At 58.2% G+C, this 14,774-nt stretch carries 9 protein-coding genes and 1 tRNA gene; 5 read left to right on the plus strand and 5 right to left on the minus strand.

Going from position 1 to position 14,774, the window contains the following annotated elements; genetic code table 11:
- Nucleotides 1-50 precede the first annotated feature (50 nt).
- Genes RBB77_RS00165 through RBB77_RS00175 form a run of 3 tightly spaced genes read left to right on the plus strand, consistent with a single transcriptional unit; the run spans nucleotide 51 to nucleotide 7,941 of the window.
- Complete coding sequence (locus RBB77_RS00165) at nucleotides 51-1,436, plus strand: efflux RND transporter periplasmic adaptor subunit (RefSeq protein ID WP_353064166.1); 1,386 nt, start codon at nucleotides 51-53, stop codon at nucleotides 1,434-1,436.
- Nucleotides 1,433-4,588: a multidrug efflux RND transporter permease subunit gene (locus RBB77_RS00170; RefSeq protein WP_353064167.1), complete on the plus strand. Its 3,156-nt coding sequence runs from the start codon at nucleotides 1,433-1,435 to the stop codon at nucleotides 4,586-4,588. The genes RBB77_RS00165 and RBB77_RS00170 overlap by 4 nt, the downstream gene beginning before the upstream one ends.
- A gap of 20 nt (nucleotides 4,589-4,608) precedes the next feature.
- Nucleotides 4,609-7,941, plus strand: a complete 3,333-nt coding sequence (locus RBB77_RS00175) for an efflux RND transporter permease subunit (RefSeq protein ID WP_353064168.1) — start codon at nucleotides 4,609-4,611, stop codon at nucleotides 7,939-7,941.
- 147 nt (nucleotides 7,942-8,088) lie between these two features.
- Here RBB77_RS00175 and glgP read toward each other — a convergent pair whose 3' ends face one another.
- From glgP to RBB77_RS00190, 3 genes are all read right to left on the minus strand, one after another.
- Nucleotides 8,089-9,885 carry an alpha-glucan family phosphorylase gene (glgP, locus tag RBB77_RS00180; RefSeq protein ID WP_353064169.1) on the minus strand — a complete coding sequence of 599 codons (1,797 nt, stop codon included), beginning with the start codon at nucleotides 9,883-9,885 and terminating at the stop codon, nucleotides 8,089-8,091.
- 172 nt (nucleotides 9,886-10,057) lie between these two features.
- Nucleotides 10,058-11,449: a pyridoxal phosphate-dependent decarboxylase family protein gene (locus RBB77_RS00185; RefSeq protein ID WP_353064170.1), complete on the minus strand. Its 1,392-nt coding sequence runs from the start codon at nucleotides 11,447-11,449 to the stop codon at nucleotides 10,058-10,060.
- Between the two features lie 10 nt (nucleotides 11,450-11,459).
- On the minus strand, nucleotides 11,460-11,759 hold the full coding sequence (locus tag RBB77_RS00190) for a hypothetical protein (protein ID WP_353064171.1): 300 nt from the start codon (nucleotides 11,757-11,759) through the stop codon (nucleotides 11,460-11,462).
- Between RBB77_RS00190 and RBB77_RS00195 the strand changes: the two genes are divergently transcribed.
- Nucleotides 11,743-11,922 (plus strand): hypothetical protein, encoded by a 180-nt coding sequence (locus RBB77_RS00195; protein WP_353064172.1) that lies wholly within the window; start codon nucleotides 11,743-11,745, stop codon nucleotides 11,920-11,922. The genes RBB77_RS00190 and RBB77_RS00195 overlap by 17 nt on opposite strands.
- Before the next feature lie 129 nt (nucleotides 11,923-12,051).
- On the opposite strand, the gene RBB77_RS00200 is transcribed toward RBB77_RS00195, so the two are convergent.
- Together RBB77_RS00200 and RBB77_RS00205 are read right to left on the minus strand one after the other, a co-directional pair.
- The gene (locus tag RBB77_RS00200) at nucleotides 12,052-12,357 is read right to left on the minus strand and encodes a hypothetical protein (RefSeq protein ID WP_353064173.1); all 306 of its coding nucleotides are present in this window, start codon (nucleotides 12,355-12,357) and stop codon (nucleotides 12,052-12,054) included.
- 396 nt (nucleotides 12,358-12,753) lie between these two features.
- Nucleotides 12,754-14,418 carry an adenosine deaminase family protein gene (locus RBB77_RS00205; protein WP_353064174.1) on the minus strand — a complete coding sequence of 555 codons (1,665 nt, stop codon included), beginning with the start codon at nucleotides 14,416-14,418 and terminating at the stop codon, nucleotides 12,754-12,756.
- Nucleotides 14,419-14,626: 208 nt separating this feature from the next.
- Here RBB77_RS00205 and RBB77_RS00210 point away from each other — a divergent pair.
- Nucleotides 14,627-14,701, plus strand: a tRNA-Phe gene (locus RBB77_RS00210).
- The last annotated feature ends 73 nt before the right edge of the window (nucleotides 14,702-14,774 follow it).

Raw genomic sequence — 14,774 nt, forward strand, 5'->3', positions numbered from 1 at the left:
AATCAATTTGTTCGTGCAGTGAATTTTCCCGAGAGAGCAGAGACCATCACATGCTGTCAGCACAGATTAGCGAAAAAGAGCGACACGATGGGGTAACGACGGCTGAGTCGCAGAAGACGCTGCGACAGCCCGAGCCGTTGCCCGAGGAGCCAAAGGGCTCTGGAGCGCGGAAGTGGATTGTAGTGCTGCTGATTGTCGCGGTTGTGGGTGCGGCGATCTGGAAGATCCGCCGGAATACCAAGGAGCAGAACGGCGTCCAGATGATGATGGCGGCGCAGGCGGACAGGCCGACGCCGGTGCAGGTGTCGTCGGTTCAACAGAAGACGATGCCGATCTTTCTGACGGCGTTGGGAACGGTGACGGCGTACAACACGGTGACGATCAAGTCGCGTGTGGATGGGCAGTTGATGCAGGTGCCGGTGCGCGAGGGGCAAGCAGTCAAGCAGGGACAGGTGCTGGCTGAGATCGATCCGAAGCCTTATCAGGCAGCGCTGGAGCAGGCGCAGGGACAGCTGGTGAAAGACCAGGCGAACGCGGTAAATGCTCGCGCTGAGGCTGCGAGGTATGAGGCCTTGTTGTCGGCGGGGGTGGTTTCGAAGGAGAGCCAGCAGGCGCAGGCTTCGACGGCGGGACAGGCGGAGGGTTCGATCGCCTCTGATCGCGCGGCGATCCAGGCGGCGCAGGTGAATCTGGGGTATACGAAGATTCTGTCGCCGATTAACGGAGTGGTTGGGTTGCGGCAGGTGGATGCTGGGAATATCGTACATGCGGCCGATACGACCGGGCTGCTGGTGGTCACGCAGCTGGAGCCGATTGCTGTGATCTTTACTCTGCCGGAGGACCAGTTGCCTGAGGTGTTGCGGCGGACTCGTGCAGGCGACAAGCTGGTGGTGGAAGCGTATGACCGTGCGGCTGCGACGCACCTGGCGACCGGAAGCCTGCTGACCGTCGATAACGAGATTGATACGACGACCGGAATGGTGAAGGCGAAGGCCGTGTTTGAGAACAAAGATGGCTCGCTGTTTCCGAACCAGTTCGTGAACGTTCGTTTGGTTCTGCAAGAGAAGCGGAATGCTGTCGTGATTCCGGCTTCGGCGCTGCAAACGGGAACGCAGGGGAACTTTGTCTATTTGTTGAAGGAAGGACAGCCTCCGGTCGATCCGCTGGCGAAGAAGGATGCCGATGGGCCGACGATCGAGCTGCCTGAGAATAAGACGAATTTTTATGTCGAAGCGCAGACGGTGAACGTGGAGCTGACCGAGGGGACGCAGATAATCCTGAACGGTGGCGTGAAGCCGGGCGATCAGATTGTGGTGGACGGGCAGGAGAAGCTGAAGAACGGGAGTAAGGTGTTTCCGAAGACCGCTCCGGTGAAGAGCGGAGATGGGACGACTGCTGAGTTGGGAACGACGAGCAGTGTGAGGCAGGGTTCGTGAGTCCTTCGAAGCCATTTATTTTGAGGCCAGTGGCCACCTCGCTGTTGATGGTGGCCATTTTGCTTGCGGGGTTTGTCGCGTATGAGCAGCTGCCGGTGTCGGCGCTGCCGCAGGTGGACTATCCGACGATTCAAGTGCAGACGTTTTATCCGGGGGCGAGCCCGGAGGTGATGGCGTCGTCGGTGACGGCGCCGCTGGAGCGGCAGTTTGGGCAGATCCCGGGGCTAAGCCAGATGACTTCGTCGAGTTCGGGCGGGGGCAGCGTGATTACGCTGCAATTCGAGTTGTCGGAGTCGATTGATATAGCGCAGCAGGATGTGCAGGCTGCGATCAATGCTGCGTTTACGTATCTGCCGAAGGACCTGCCGAATCCTCCGGTTTACAGCAAGGTGAACCCGGCGGATGCGCCGATTATGACACTGGCGCTGACCAGCGATACGCTTCCGCTTTCGAAGGTGGAAGACCTGGCGGATACGGTGATTGCGCAGAAGATCTCGCAGCTTTCGGGCGTGGGGTTGGTGTCGATCAACGGTGGGCAGAAGCCTGCGGTGCGGATTCAGGCAAATCCGACGGCGCTGGCGAACTATGGGCTGAGCCTCGAAGATATTCGCGCTGCGATAGGCACGACTAATGTGGACCAGGCTAAGGGCAATCTCAATGGGCCGAGCCAGACTTATACGATTGGCGCGAACGATCAGCTGCCTTCGAGCACGGCTTACAACAATGTGATTGTTGCGTACCGGAATGGTTCGCCAGTGCGACTGTCGGATGTGGCGAATGCGGTCGATAGTGCGGAGAACCTGTTCCAGGCAGCGTGGATGGGGACTGCGGCGCAGGCTTCGGTGGGGGGACAACCGGCGCGTGAGGCGGTGTTGAAGCCGGCAGTGATTGTGAACATCCAGCGGCAGCCGGGGGCGAACATCATCGGCGTTGTGGATGAGGTGCAGAAAATTCTGCCACAGCTGCGGTCGACGATGCCGGCGACGGTGACGCTGCAGGTGCTGACGGACCGGACGAATACCATTCGGGCTTCCGTGAAGGACGTGCAGTTTTCGCTGGTGCTGACCATTGGGCTGGTCGTGATGGTGATCTTCCTGTTCCTGCGGTCGATTGCAGCGACGATTATTCCTTCGGTAGCGGTGCCGTTGTCGATTGTGGGGACGTTTGGGGTGATGTACCTGCTTGGGTATAGCCTCAACAATCTTTCGTTGATGGCGTTGACGATCTCGACGGGGTTTGTGGTCGATGACGCGATTGTGATGATTGAGAACATCGCGCGTTACCTCGAACAGGGGGATTCGCCGCTTGAAGCCGCACTGAAGGGCTCGGAGCAGATTGGGTTCACGATTGTTTCGCTGACGGTGAGCCTGATTGCGGTGCTGATTCCGCTGCTGTTTATGGGCGACATTGTGGGCCGGTTGTTCCGCGAATTTGCTGTAACACTGGCGGTTACAATTCTGGTTTCGGCGCTGGTGTCGTTGACGTTGACTCCGATGATGTCGGCGAAGCTATTGAAGCATACGCCGGAGAGTGAGCAGAGCAGGTTCTATAAGAAGAGCGAAGAGTTCTTCGACTATGTGATTGCCAAGTATGCCGTTGGTGTGCGGTTTGTTCTACGGCACCAGGTGATGACGCTGCTGGTGACACTTGCTACGTTTGGACTGACCGTTTATTTGTTTTTGATTGTGCCGAAGGGGTTCTTCCCGGTGCAGGATACAGGCGTGCTCCTTGGAATCACTGAGGCTCCGCAGACTGTCAGTTTCAATGCGATGAGCTCGCGGCAGCAGGCGTTGGCGAGAATCATTCTTCAGGACAAGGATGTAGAGAGCGTTTCGTCGTTCATCGGAATCGATGGGACGAACTCTACGTTGAATAGCGGACGCATTCAGATCAACCTGAAGGATCGTGAGCAGAGGAGCTCGACGGCGCTGGAGGTGATTCAACGGTTGGAGCCGAAGGTTGCGACGGTGGATGGGATTCAGTGCTTTCTGCAACCGCTTCAGGACCTGACGGTGGAAGATCGCGTTAGCCGTACGCAGTACCAGTATTCGCTGGAAGATGCGAACGTCGACGAGCTGGCGATGTGGACCGACAGAATGGTCAGCAGGCTGAAGCAGATTCCGATTCTCAGTGACGTTGCCAGTGATGAGCAGTTGAGTGGACTGGAGGCGCAGCTGGTGATCGATCGGGATACTGCGTCGCGGCTGGGGATTACGCCGCAGAACATCGACGACACGCTGGATGATGCATTTGCACAGCGGCAGGTTTCGACGATCTTCACGCAACAGAATCAGTATCACGTGGTGTTGGAGGTGGCTCCGAAGTATCAGCGGAATCCGGCAGCGCTCGGCAACATTTACGTGAAGAGCTCGAATGGGACGCAGGTTCCTTTGTCCGCGTTTACTCATTTTGAAGAGAAAGAGACCCCGCTGGTGATCAACCACCAGGGTCAGTTCCCTGCTGTGACGATTTCGTTCAACCTGGCGCCGGGCAAGTCGATTGGCGACGCTGTGGATGCGGTGAACAAGGTCAAGGCGGAGTTGAATATGCCGCCGAGTGTGAAGGGCGAGTTCCAGGGATCGGCGAGGGCGTTCGAGGCTTCGATTGCGAATGAGCCGCTGCTGATTCTGGCGGCACTGATCGTGGTTTATATCGTGCTGGGTGTGTTGTACGAGAGTTACATTCATCCGATCACGATCTTGTCGACGCTGCCTTCGGCGGGCGTGGGCGCAATCCTGGCGTTGCTTCTGTTTCACGTGGATTTGAGCGTGATTGCGCTGATCGGAATTATTTTGTTGATCGGCATTGTGAAGAAGAACGCGATTATGATGATCGACTTTGCGCTGGAGGCTGAGCGCGAACAGGGGATGACGCCGACGGAGGCGATCTATCAGGCGTGTCTGCTGCGGTTTCGGCCGATCATGATGACGACGATGGCGGCGTTGCTGGGCGGCCTGCCGCTGGCACTCGGTACCGGCACGGGAAGCGAGCTGCGACGGCCGTTGGGCATCACGATTGTGGGCGGACTGATTGTGTCGCAGGTGTTGACCTTGTTTACTACGCCGGTGGTTTATCTGTTCTTCGATCGAATTGCGCGCAGATACCGAAAGGCTCAGAAGGATGTCGAGTTGCATGCGATGTCGGCGGATTGATGGTTAGGGACTAGAGAGCTATGCATTTTTCAGCACCATTTATTCGGCGGCCTGTAGCAACATTTCTGTTGTCGCTGGCGGTGATTCTGGCAGGTGCAGTGGCTTACACGCTGCTGCCGGTGGCCAGTCTGCCGCAGGTGGAGTTCCCGGTGATCTCGGTGGGTGCGAGTTTGCCGGGCGCCGATCCAGAGACGATGGCTTCGTCGGTGGCGACGCCGCTGGAGCGGCAGTTCTCGAAGATCGCGGGTGTCAATGAGATGACGTCGTCGTCTTCTACCGGCACGGCCTCTATTGTGCTGCAGTTTGATCTGACGCGTGATGTGAATGGTGCGGCGCGTGACGTGCAGGCGGCGATCAATGCGGCGCGGAGTCAGTTGCCAGCGAACCTGCCGAGTAATCCGGGGTACTATAAGGTGAATCCTGCGGACTCGCCGATTATGATTCTGGCGCTCACCTCGGACACGATGAATATTCCGCAGTTGTACGATGCGTGCGACAGCATTCTTGCGCAGAAGATCGCACAGATACCGGGTGTGGGACAGACCTTTTGCGGAGGCAGCTCGAAGCCTTCGGTACGAATCGAAGCGAATCCGTTGCAACTGGCACACTACGGCGTGGGGTTGGAAGCGGTACGGGCGGCGATCGGCACAGTGAATGTGAATCAGCCGAAGGGGTATCTGCAGGACGACACGCGGCGGTGGAGTGTTAGTGCGACGGATCAGTTATTTGGTGCGGCTGCGTATGCTCCGTTGATTGTTGCAACGGACAGGGGGCCGGTGAGTTCGGCTGCAGCAAGCTCAGGGCTGCCTGCTTCCGTGGCAAGCGCGTTGACGAGCAATCCGCAGGCTGTGAATGGGGGAGCGGGTTCGACGACTACTAACACCGCGACCACCGCCGCTTCGATAGGTACGAGCAGTCCGGTTGCGGCTCCGACGGCGAGTGCGTCGACGGGAATGACGGCGGGGCCGGCCACTGCGCATGGCATCGTCCGGATCGAGGACGTCGCGAAGGTAGTGGATAGCGTTGAGGACGTCCATGGCACCGGAGTGTTCAACGGCAAGCCTGCAATTCTGGTGATTGTGTTCAAGACCTCGACGGCGAATGTGATCGAGACCGTGGATAACGTGAAGAAGATGCTGCCGCTGCTGGAGGCGTCGATTCCGCCGGCGATTTCGGTGCATGTTGCGTTGGACCGCACGACTACGATTCGCGCGTCTGTGAAGGATGTGACGCGGACGCTGGTGATCTCGATTTTGCTGGTGATCCTGGTGGTGTTTCTGTTCCTGCGTGAAGTGCGTTCGACTTTGATTCCGACGGTCGCGGTGCCTTTGAGTCTGCTGGGAACGTTCGCGGTGATGTATCTGCTGGGATATACGCTGGACAATCTTTCGCTGATGGCGCTGACGATCTCGACGGGGTTTGTAGTCGATGACGCGATTGTGGTGATCGAGAATATCAGCCGTCATCTTGAAGCTGGAATGTCACCGTACCAAGCCGCGATGTTGGGGTCGAAGGAGATCGGGTTTACGGTGGTGTCGATGAGCACATCGCTGATTGCAGTGTTCATTCCGATTCTGCTGATGGGTGGGATTGTGGGGAGGTTGTTTCGCGAGTTTGCTGTGACGCTGTCGGTGGCGATTATGGTGTCGCTGGTGGTGTCACTGACGACTACGCCGATGTTGAGCGCGAAGTTTCTTGAGGCGCACAACAGGCGGAAGCATGGATGGTTTTATCGCTCGGGAGAGCGGGCGCTGGAGTGGCTGGCTGCGGAGTATGAGCTGGGACTTCGGTGGGTGCTGAAGCATCAGAAGCTGGTGCTGACGATTACTGTGCTGACGTTTGTGCTCAACGTCTATCTCTACATTCTGGTGCCGAAGGGATTCTTTCCTGAGCAGGACGCGGGGCGAATTGGCGGACAGGTGCAGGGCCAGCAGGATGTTTCGTTTCCTGAGTTGAAGAAGAAAGTGCTGGCGCTGGCGGCGATTGCGGGGAAAGATCCGGGAGTGCAGGATGTGACGGCGTTTGCCGGCGGGCGCGGAAACGTCAATTCTGGCTTTATGTTTATGGCGCTGAAGCCGGATGCGGAGCGGAAGAAGACGGGTGACACGGCGCAGGTGATCGTGGACCGGCTGCGACCGCAGATGACCAGCGTTCCGGGCGCGGTTATGTATCTGCAGGCATTTCAGGATCTGAGGATCGGTGGGCGGAACACGGCGACGGAGTATCAGTACACGCTGACGGCAGACAACCTGAAGGAGTTGAACGAGTGGGGGCCGAAGCTGGAGGCTGCGATGGACCAGCTACCTCAGATCAAAGACGTTGCGACGGACGAGCAGCAGGAGGGGTTGCGCGGGCAGCTCGTGATCGACCGGGCTACGGCGAGCCGTCTGGGAGTTTCGCCGCTGACGATTGATTCAACGCTGTCGGATGCGTTTGCGCAGGCGCAGGTTTCGACGACGTACATGCCGCTGAATCAGTACCACGTGGTGTTGGAGGTTCCGCCGGAGTTTCAGGAAGATCCTGATGCGCTGAAGAATATCTATGTGAAGAGTACGACGGGAGCGATGGTGCCGCTGTCGGCGATGACTCACTTTGAAACGCAGAGAATTCCACTGGCGGTGAATCACCAGTCGCAGTCGCCGGCTACGACGTTGTCGTTCAATCTGGCGCCCGGGGCTTCGCTGAGTGAGGCGACGCAGGCGATTCAGCAGGCGCGGGTGGATATCGGAATGCCTTCGGCGATCCATGGTGGGTTTGCGGGATCGGCGCAGGCTTTCAAGGATTCGCTGAAGAGCGAGCCATGGCTGATTTTGCTGGCGCTGGTGGCGGTTTATCTTGTGCTCGGGATTTTGTATGAGAGCTTTATTCATCCGTTGACGATTCTGTCGACGCTGCCTTCGGCTGGCGTGGGTGCGATTGTGGCGCTGCTGCTGTTCAAGGTGGATCTGAGCGTGATCGCCATGATCGGGATCATTCTGCTGATCGGGATTGTGAAGAAGAACGCGATTATGATGATCGACTTCGCGCTGTTGGCGGAGCGGCAACATGGGAAGACGCCGCAGGAAGCGATCTTTGAGGCTTGCATGCTGCGGTTTCGGCCAATCATGATGACGACCATGGCGGCGATGCTGGGTGGGCTCCCGCTGGCGCTGGGACGCGGAGCTGGAAGTGAGACGCGGCGACCACTGGGAATCACGATTGTGGGCGGTCTGATTGTGTCGCAGGCGCTGACGCTGTTTACTACGCCAGTGGTTTATCTGTTCTTTGATCGGGTGAGGGGCAGGTTCGCGCGGATGGGGCGGAGACGACGGGCCGGGCGGCGTGTGGCAGAGGTTGTGGTGGCTGGAGATTAAGTCGCTCTCGTTCTGATATGAGCAAGACGGAAAGACAACGACGTGCTGCGCGCACGGCGCGATCTGCCATCGAGGCTGACGCGCCTTCTCGTGGTCAAGAAGACAGGCAACGACCGATTGGCCGTTGCCTGTGCTGAGTTTGTTCGGTTAGACCAGTGCGGCTTCGGCGACGACTGTGTCGGTGGAGCGACGATGTTCAAGGTAGCCGGTCTGGACTGTGGATAGCGGCGTGGGGGGGAAGTAGGAGTTTTCGAAGTACTGGGCCAGCATGCGATGAGTGTTGAAGAAGCTGCCATTGATGGCGATGCAGTGCTGCTGCATACGCGACCAGGCACCGGGGTTCGCATACATGGGGGCGATGGACTTCTCGAGCTTTTCGTAGAGGCTGGTGGCTTCGGCTGCTTCGTCTTCGCCGTTTTCAATGGCCCAGCCAGTGGTATTTTCGGCACAACCTTCGATCCACCACCCATCGAGGATGGAGAGCGAAGGAACACCGTTGAGGGCGGCCTTCATACCCGAGGTGCCGGAGGCCTCATAGGGGCGGCGGGGGGTGTTGACCCACACATCGACACCCTGGGTGAGGAGAGCGCCTAGCTCCCAGTCATAGTTTTCGATGTAGTAGATCTTGAGAGCCGAGGAGTTGAGTTTGGCTGCGGAGGCAAAGACGTCGCGGATGAGACCTTTGCCGGCGGTGTCGGCGGGATGGGCCTTGCCGGCATAGAGAATTTGAAGACCGCCGATCTTTTCCGCGATCTCGACCAGACGCTTGGGATCATGGAGGAGGAGGCTGGCGCGCTTGTAGGTGGCGACGCGGCGGGCGAAACCGAGGGTGAGAACGTTAGGGTTGAAGTGATGACCGGTGCGCTTGGCGATGGTGCTGAAGAGGCGAAGCTTGCCCTTGTTGTGAGCAGCGGCTATGCGGGCGGGGTCGATGCCGTAGACCGAGCGGAAGTATTGGTTGTCGGTGCGCCAGTTGGGGATCTCGCCATCGAGAAGCTCTTGAAAATGGGGGGAGAGCCAGGTGGCGGCGTGAACGCCGTTGGTGATGGAATAGACCTTGTAGCCGGGGAACATTTGTTGGGAGACCTTGCCGTGCTGCATGGCGACGCCGTTGACGAAGCGCGAGAAACGCAGGGCGATGTAGGTCATGTTCATGAGGCTGTTGTGAAGGCAGCCGAACTGCTCGATGGCAGCGCCGCGGTCGTGACCTAGAACCTGGTACATCTGGTCGACGCCGAACTGGTCGTGGCCGGCGGGGACTGGAGTGTGGGTGGTGAAGACGCACTGCTGACGGACGAATTCGATATCTGCTTCGGTTGCGTCTTTGAGGGGGATGCCGGCGAGGTGATCTTCGAGAAGGCCGATGGCCAGGAGGGCGGCGTGGCCCTCGTTCATGTGATAGACCTTGGGTCGACAAGCAAGCGCTTCTAAGAGAGCGACGCCTCCGAGGCCGAGCACGGTCTCCTGACAGAGGCGGTAGTAGGTGTCGCCGCCGTAGAGGTGGTCGGTGAGGCGACGGTCCCAGGGGTCATTGCCTTCGACGTCGGTGTCGAGGAGAAAGACGGGGATGATGTGGCCGGTAACGCCTACGACGTCGAAGCGCCAGGCGCGAACGAGGACCTGACGGCTCTGCAGGGTGAGGGCGATGATTCGGTTGGCACTGGGAAGGGTGGTCTCGGGGGACCATGGAACGTCGGCTTCGGTCTGCTGGCCTATGTCGGAGAGTTTCTGACGGAAATATCCGCGGCGATGGACGAGCGAAATTGCGACCATGGGGGCGGCGGTGTCGGCTGCGGAGCGGAGGGTATCGCCGGCGAGCATGCCGAGGCCACCGGAGTAGGTGGGTAGAGCGGGAGATAGAGCTATCTCCATGGAGAAATAGGCGATGGTGCGGGCGGAGAGATCGGGCGTCGAAGAAGGGGTGAGAGCGGAGGGAAGAGTCATGCGGTGGTGGTTCCTTTTCTCATCCGATTTTGCATCTCGTACGTCGATGGCCCGAATTTCGATACCACATGTTCTATCGGCGGTGAGTTGCGCTACACGAGACCCGTAGACAGATCGTTGGAGCGTCGAATTTAGGTGATTCTATCAAAGGGATCTCAATCGAAAGATGGAACTACGGTGAGGTTACGTTGGTTCTATTGGGGTATTGACCGGTAACTATGTCAGATGCGGCCTGCAGGCGCTGCCACAAGTGGTCTAACCAAAGGAGATGTTCCGGCTTCATTAGAACAGATCGAAGACAGGTCACATTTATTTCGTTGTTTTTGAGGGAGGTATCTTTCCATGTATCTTGTGGAAAAAACCGCGCCGGAAGTTTGGCTAGAGCAATATGGAGGTCGATTTTGGCTGCTTCGTCAAAGATGGACTGCGCCAGGGCCGAGGAAGCCTCGGGGGTGGGAGCGCTCGCTGCCCAGAAGATGATGTCGAGTTGAGGCTGGCTCGTTGGGGTAACGAATTGAGTGCTTTCGGTGAGGCGGTGGTGAAGCTCGAGCGCTGCAGCATGGCCGGACTCGAGACCTTGGGCGAAGGTGCCGCCGGGGGTGTAGGGGAGAAGCTGCTGGGTCGCCCAGAGAGCTACGGCGGAGGCGCCTGCCCGGGAGCACTCTAGGGAGATTTCTCCGAGATGGAGGTCCTTTGAGGAGAAGTAGGTGTAGGGGGAGTCGTGTTTGTAGAAGCGGCCGACGGTGGGGTCGCGGAAGAGGATGGAGCCGCAGCCGTAGGGCTGGAGGCCGTGCTTGTGGGGGTCGATGACGATGGAGTCGGCGTGGGGTATGGCGTCAAAGGCGGCGCGGGTTTCGGAGGAGAGGTTGGAGGCGAGGGTGAAGTAGCCGCCGTAAGCTGCATCGACGTGGATGCGGAAGTCGTACTTTTTCTGGAGGGTCAGGATCTGGTCGAGCGGGTCAACCGATCCGATGGCGGTGGTGCCTAAGGTGACGACGACGGTGCCGATGTTTTTAGCTACAAGGAGTTGCTCGAGAGCGGCGAGGTCCATGCGACCGCGGATGTCGGAGGGGATGGTGACGAAGGGCAGGCCGAGGACGCTCGAGATGCGGCTGTGAGTGTAGTGGGCCTGATCGGAGGCGGCGATTGCTTTGCCCGGCATGAGCTGGCCAGCTACCCAGAGGGCTTCGAGGTTTGCGAAGGTTCCTCCGCTGGTGAGATGGCCAAGGTGTCGAGGCCATTGAAACATCTTTGCGATGGCGGCTACGGCTTCGATCTCCATCGCAGAACTGGCGCGACCGCCGTCGAGGGCGTGATTGTTCGGGTTGACCGACATGGCAAGCGCGTAGGCGGCGCGAGCGATAGGGTGAGGCGGCTTGAGCATCTGACCGGCGTAGAGGGGGTGGGCGTAGGGGTAGTTGTCGTGCAGGCGGTCTGCCACCTGATGGAGAATCGCTGAGGCTGATTCGCCGAGTGGGGGCGTGGGGTTTGGAGGTAGGTGGGCGAAACCGGCGTCGAGGCGGTGCTGTGTGTCGCTGAGGAGTTGGAAGAGATCGTCTGACATGAGGGAATTCTTAGAAGGTGGAGCGGGTGAGGAAGCCGAACTTCATCATGAATCCGACAATGGCTGCGAAAACAAAGGCGACTGTAGTCCAAGGTGCGGAGATCCGGAGACGCTTCATCAAGAGTTCGATGAGGACAATAAGGAGATACACGACGAGTGCGATTAGAAGACCATCGGCGATAAAGATGCGCGTGCCGGTTGGGGTTGTACCGAGGACATGCTCGATGTGGAACGGCGGAAAGAGCGAAAAGGCTCCGAAGACGATCAGGAAGAGAAAGAACTGGAGGATGGTGATGATGGCTTTTCTCATGGGCTCTGGAGATGAGTTTAGCGCGGGAGCCGGAGATGCAGAGATTCAAAAAAACACGGAGGCCCTGGCGGCGTTGTTGTTGCCGGGAGATCCTCAGTGGCACGGCGCTTACGACGACGAGACAGTTCCTGGAAGCAGCAAGCCGAACCCTGTAATTATGTAATTATTTTAGTTACATAGCTTCGGGAATCAGAGCTGTAGTGGCTTCGGTCGAAAGAAAGTGTTTTTGGGAGAGTTAGGAGTCGGTGGCGATCAGAGTTGGCCGTCGCCACCGAGCGGTTAGGGAAGTTACTTACGCCATATGTTGGCCGAGAAATTCCTTGGCCTTGACGATCTCGGTATCCCACTTTTTAAGTTGGTCTGCATTGAGGAAGCCGACCACATGCTGGCGAATCTCTGCGCGGCGACTTACTAGTTCTTTGCCGATGTCAGCCTTCGTGACGTTTGGATGTTGTTGCATGTAATCACCCAGCTTTCCTCGAGCACTCTGGAAAGCATTTTGCAGTTTTTCCTTCTGATCTGTGTTGAGTTGCAGATCCGCTGCAAATCTCTTTACTTCCGAAGCGACTTGATCACGTATTTCTGGTGTCAGATTCATTGCTCACTCCTATTCCTGGCCATCTGGCGATTCCGGATCCGGACTCGAACGTCGTACGCAGATTTTGAGTCTTGGGAAGCCGAATTAGAGGGCCAGGGGTCGTTCTCATCCGAGCCGCAACACACCGGGTGCGATTGCTTCACCCGACGAACCGAAGGCCGGATGACAGGTTATTAAACGGTTCACGTGTTTCGCAGGAGGGCCCTTGCCATCGAACCGTTTGGGGACTAAGGGATGGCACACGGACTATAGGCCGCAGAGACGATATTTGGCAATGGCACTCAAGCCTTTGGGTTCGACTGTGACATGCATGCTGCAAACACAGCGCTTAGCGCGATGAGAAGGCTCGCCTGGGGTCGGATTTTCTCCACAGAATCTAGTGCGAGAGAACGGAAGCTATTGCACGCTGGATTCGAAGAGATCGTAGCGGTGTTCGAGTTCCCATTGTTCAGCAGCTTTTTCGCTGGATTGAAGAAAGCTCAGGCAGTTTGGAGTGGGATTTGCTCCGCCCAGAGGCTGTCCGGCACAGGCTGCGACTGTTTTTGTGAAGACGTCTGGCTGCTGCCAGAGGCTGGGTCCGGGCAGAAAATTGTGCTCGAGGCTGGTGCGGGCGGATTGCTTGAGGTCGAGGTAGGAGAGGTTGAACTCCATAGCGGCACGTGTGTACTCGTTGGTGAGATCGATGCGGGAGACGCCCTCGTCGTCGGTGGAGAGAGCGATGGGAACGCCAGCGGCTCGATAAGACGGCAGCGGGTGCCATGCCGCGGTGACACCGAGGATGACATCGTTCGAGGTGAGATTGATCTCAACCATGATGTGCCGGTCTGCTAATTCCTTCAGCAACGCTTGAGGCTCGTTCTCATACATGACGTCGACGCCGTGACCAATGCGTTCGGCATGGCCTAAGTCAACTGCCTCGCGGATGTGGAAGCGAAGACCATCGGGAGGGACGAGGCCTGGGGCGATCTCGCCTGCGTGTAGCGCGATGTGGACCTTCGGGTAGACGCTGTGAAGATAGTCGAGCATCAGCATCTGGCGGTGGTACTCGGACATGGAAAGGTAGGCGTCTTCGGGTTGGACGAAGTTGAGGCCTACGACGCGAGGGTCGACTGAGGCAACCTCGAAAGCAAGCAGCGTTTGTGCGAAGACATGTTGCGGGGGAAAGGCGCGGAGAACCTGGTAGAGAAAGCGAACTTTGACGGAACAGGCAGCTCGAGCACTGGGCTGGCCGCAGTTTTCGATGCGATCTCGGGTGTCGAGGGCGTCGTCCAGTTCTTTGCGATCGACGGCTACCTGGTCGCGGAGGCCTGCATTGAGGAGTGTGTCGCGAAGATGGCTGAGATCTTCGCGGCTGGTGCCGGTAGCGTCGCCGGTGCGGTTTTGCGCGGGATCGGCGGGTGTGGTGGGCCACTCAATGTTGGAAACGATCTTGGAGAGGTTAGTGAAGATTGGTGTCTCCATGACCTCCAGGTACTGCTCGTTCTGCGACGCAGCGCGGGTGGCCACTTCGTCGAGCCACTCTCCTGTATGAGATTTATTGAGACTGCGGAAGCGATCGAAGGTGGCAAAGAACTGATCGTGTCCGCTGACGCCGGCGCTGGGCACAAAGGCACGCATGGAGAAAGAATCGACGAGAGCATCGTAGAGCTTCTGGTCTTTGAAGGCATCCTCGGCGCGAACATTGCCTTCACCACAGACGGGCTGCGGCGGGATGCTTCGGGTCGTGGCATCTGGTTTAAAGAAGCTGTGCGTGGAGGGGTTGACGCAGAGAATATCAGCAGCTCCGTCTTTGATGAAGGTCTCAGCATAGACCGCGCCCGCGAGATGCATGTGCAGGTCTGCGCCCTTAGGCATGCGAGTAAGAAAGGCGTTGAGCTGGAGTGGGCTTTCCCTCGCGGCGTTGAAAGCCTTGATGGCTCTCTGTTCGCGCGGCGTGGCGGCCGCGCCGGTTGCCTTCGCAACGGCCGGTGCGGATGATGTCGCTGCGACTTGCGCGTGGGCGGCAATGACGAGACAGAAAAGAAAAGATGCAGGGGTAAAGCTTCGGGCACAAAGGAGCATGGGCATCCTAGCGTTTAATTTCAAGTAATGAGAAAGGATAGCGCGAGCGGGAGAGTTGGCGGTACAGCTCCGGGTTGCTATACTTAGAATGCGTTTGCGTTGCTGGCTCCCCGCCGGTGATGGGCTCCCCTGAAAAGCCGGGGCGACAGATGCAGCATTAGCGCACGGTGGTTCTTGGCGATCCCCGATAACAGGCGTTGCATGCCAAGGCCAGATAGCTCAGTGGTAGAGCGCGGCCCTGAAAAGGCCGGCGTCGGCGGTTCGATCCCGTCTCTGGCCACCACATTTTCAACAATTTACAAACCCATCGAGCGCCGTTTACGTTCCAACGCGCGGCGGAGTCGGTCTCGTCAAGA

The sequence above is a fragment of the Tunturibacter psychrotolerans genome (assembly GCF_040359615.1).
In the GTDB taxonomy this organism is placed as follows: domain Bacteria; phylum Acidobacteriota; class Terriglobia; order Terriglobales; family Acidobacteriaceae; genus Edaphobacter; species Edaphobacter psychrotolerans.

Bases quoted from the DNA above. Each gene is read 5' to 3' on its own strand.
- RBB77_RS00165 (WP_353064166.1), top strand. From the start codon at position 51: ATGCTGTCAGCACAGATTAGCGAAAAAGAGCGACACGATGGGGTAACG.
- RBB77_RS00175 (WP_353064168.1), top strand. From the start codon at position 4,609: ATGCATTTTTCAGCACCATTTATTCGGCGGCCTGTAGCAACATTTCTG.
- glgP (WP_353064169.1), bottom strand. From the start codon at position 9,885: ATGACTCTTCCCTCCGCTCTCACCCCTTCTTCGACGCCCGATCTCTCC.
- RBB77_RS00185 (WP_353064170.1), bottom strand. From the start codon at position 11,449: ATGTCAGACGATCTCTTCCAACTCCTCAGCGACACACAGCACCGCCTC.
- RBB77_RS00195 (WP_353064172.1), top strand. From the start codon at position 11,743: ATGATGGCTTTTCTCATGGGCTCTGGAGATGAGTTTAGCGCGGGAGCC.
- RBB77_RS00190 (WP_353064171.1), bottom strand. From the start codon at position 11,759: ATGAGAAAAGCCATCATCACCATCCTCCAGTTCTTTCTCTTCCTGATC.
- RBB77_RS00200 (WP_353064173.1), bottom strand. From the start codon at position 12,357: ATGAATCTGACACCAGAAATACGTGATCAAGTCGCTTCGGAAGTAAAG.
- RBB77_RS00205 (WP_353064174.1), bottom strand. From the start codon at position 14,418: ATGCTCCTTTGTGCCCGAAGCTTTACCCCTGCATCTTTTCTTTTCTGT.